The sequence below is a fragment of the Nostoc sp. 2RC genome (assembly GCF_014222165.1).
GTDB classification, from domain to species: domain Bacteria; phylum Cyanobacteriota; class Cyanobacteriia; order Cyanobacteriales; family Nostocaceae; genus Nostoc; species Nostoc linckia.
In genome coordinates, this window is the sequence record NZ_JACKZU010000705.1 from 1 (window position 1) to 1,353 (window position 1,353).

At 32.1% G+C, this 1,353-nt stretch carries 2 protein-coding genes; both read right to left on the reverse strand.

Translation table 11 applies throughout. From position 1 onward, the window contains the following. On the reverse strand, positions 1-429 hold a 429-nt coding region (locus tag GNE10_RS34535; RefSeq protein ID WP_185570509.1), incomplete at its 3' end, for a hypothetical protein. Beyond that, a complete protein-coding gene (locus tag GNE10_RS34540; RefSeq protein WP_185570510.1) occupies positions 426-977 on the reverse strand; it encodes a restriction endonuclease in 552 nt (183 codons plus the stop codon). The genes GNE10_RS34540 and GNE10_RS34535, both read right to left, overlap by 4 nt. Between the last annotated feature and the right edge of the window lie 376 nt (positions 978-1,353).

Consider the following 1,353-nt stretch of genomic DNA (forward strand, 5'->3'; position numbering starts at 1 on the left):
TATTTGCTTATTATTTCCGAATACTGCCTCTAAAAAATTTTTAGGGGTTCTTTGAGCTAACTGCCATTCTAAATCATTGAATTGGCGTTTTGTTATTTTTTCAATTAATAATTTATCTTGTAAAAATACAATTTCCAATTCAGGAACTGCTATAAAAACTTGATAAGGAATTCCAGATGATGCCTGATTTAGTACATAATTAATTAAATCATGTTTTTCAGATATTTGAGATTTGTTATCTGTATCTGCATCTAAAACAAGAGCAACAGGTTTTTTCCGAGTAGCAAGCAGTGAACTAGCTAAAGAACGCGCTCTGTAAGAACCTTCACCTGCTATAAATTGGATATCTTGACTCAGATTTTTCGGCAGTAATCTCTGTAAAATTTCTACATCTGTATAACCTTCTGTAATCATATATGCTAGTGTCATAGAAAAATCTCCGTTGTAATGTCGTAATTAGGGATACAATTTTGAACACAAAAACGATATTTTTTAACTAAAAATTTACATATAGATTTATTTATTAATGAATATTCAATTTCTTTACCTCCCCATAATAGAATAGTTTGAGGTGCAACAAATCCAGTTAATGTTACTGCTGCTTCTGTAAATCCACTCCGACTAAACACGCTACCAATAGCTGTGGCTGGTCTTCGTAGTAGTTGATTTCGTAATTTTGCTACGGGTTCAAAATTGACTTCTTTAGTTTCATCCTTACATTCGATTAAACAGGCTAGGCTGTCTGTATATACTACTCCGTCAATTTGTTCTACTATTGTATCTTGAATTTTTACAGTATAAGGCCAAGCTACCTCAGCACCATCAAGTTGAAAGGCGCGTAAAACTAAATATTCTAATGCTTTACCTCGATCCCAAAAATTTGAGGTATTTTTTGCTTGAATTTCTGCCCATAATATCATTAAATCATCCCAGTCATAGGTGATAATTCTTGTTTGATATTCTGCATCTGTAGTCATAATTGTATTTGAGGCATAGTTGCAATAAATTGTAGATTGGGTTGACGAACGAAAACCAACATTGCTCTAAACTTATCTTTTCAAATTTATGAAATAATTGAATTTTTCCATTAGCTTTTTAGATCGAATTACACAGGTTCTAATTTATAGAACATAAAATTTTGCTTTATCAAATAATCCCCACCCAAGTAAAACCTAGATGTGGTATTACATTATCTTAATCCACAAAAGCGATCGCACCTTTTCTCAACCCTCCACATTCCATAAAATTATCCTGCTATCAAGTTTTGGACTTCTAAATCAAGTTTTGGACTTCTAAATCAAGTTTTGGACTTCTAAATCAAGTTTTGGACTTCTAAATCAAGTTTTGGACTTC